Source organism: Mycolicibacter kumamotonensis (genome assembly GCF_002086285.1).
Taxonomy (GTDB): Bacteria; Actinomycetota; Actinomycetes; order Mycobacteriales; family Mycobacteriaceae; genus Mycobacterium; species Mycobacterium kumamotonense.
The window spans coordinates 1-841 of record NZ_MVHU01000111.1 but is presented as its reverse complement, the minus strand read 5'-3'; the positions used below and the strand labels follow the sequence as shown (position 1 = coordinate 841).

Annotated in this window: 2 protein-coding genes; both read right to left on the bottom strand. The window is 61.6% G+C overall.

The genetic code is table 11. The annotated features are described in order from the left end of the window. Window positions 1–129: 129 nt before the first annotated feature. Entirely contained in the window at window positions 130–408 is a 279-nt protein-coding gene (locus tag BST28_RS24335; RefSeq protein ID WP_165758143.1) for a hypothetical protein, read from the bottom strand. Between the two features lie 67 nt (window positions 409–475). Next, window positions 476–841 (bottom strand): DEAD/DEAH box helicase (locus BST28_RS22980; RefSeq protein WP_337339101.1); only part of this gene is annotated, 366 nt, incomplete at its 5' end.

Below are 841 nucleotides of genomic sequence, written 5' to 3'. Positions count from 1 at the left end.
TGCCCTCATGCGACGGCATCAACGGTTCAACAACCGCCCAGAACTCATCACTGATCACACCGGTTCGCAACACGCCAACGATCGTCGCCGGTCAACACCCCAAACTTTGGGAGACACGCCCTAGACGACTTACAGCTTCTTGAAGCCCTGCTGCCCGACAGTGACCTCCCGGTGACCTGCAACGCGTGCATCGCGGTTTTCGATGCGCGTGCTCAACATCCGTGGCCGCCAAAAGTTGTTGCGCTGCTGCACTGGCCGGCGATTTATGCGGGGGCTCTGGACGGGCTGGATCATCTCGAGCTTGCGGCGACGGTCGATGTGGCGGCCAATGTAATACAGCGGTTTGTTGCGCGGATCGATCGGGCGGCGAACAGGTGATCGTCCATCATCCGGATGGGAACTCAGCATGGAAAGGTGGGATCGCGACTTCGTCGTGCCGACAGAGGTTGAACGCTGATCACGGTGGGTGGGCCTGCTATTTGAGCATCTTGCGTGGGTCGGGGAAGCCCATCTTGAGGTAGCCGGGTGCCCGTTTCTTCAGCGATGAGGCGACGACGGGGGTGAGCTCGTCGTGGTAATCGTGCACGGTTGCGGTGGTTTTCGAGGGGTAGGGGCGGGTGACGCGGCCGATATATTGCACGAGCCGATTCTTGAAGGTGATCGGCGCGGCCAGGAACAGCGTGTCAAGGGCGGGGCAGTCGAAGCCTTCCCCGATGAACGAGCTGGTGCCGACGATCAGGAGTGGATCCGAATCGGGCGTGTGATTGGCGAGTTGGTCGGCGATCTGGCGGCGTTCTCGAGCCTTCATGCCGCCGCGCAGAACGGTGACAGCCCGTCCCGC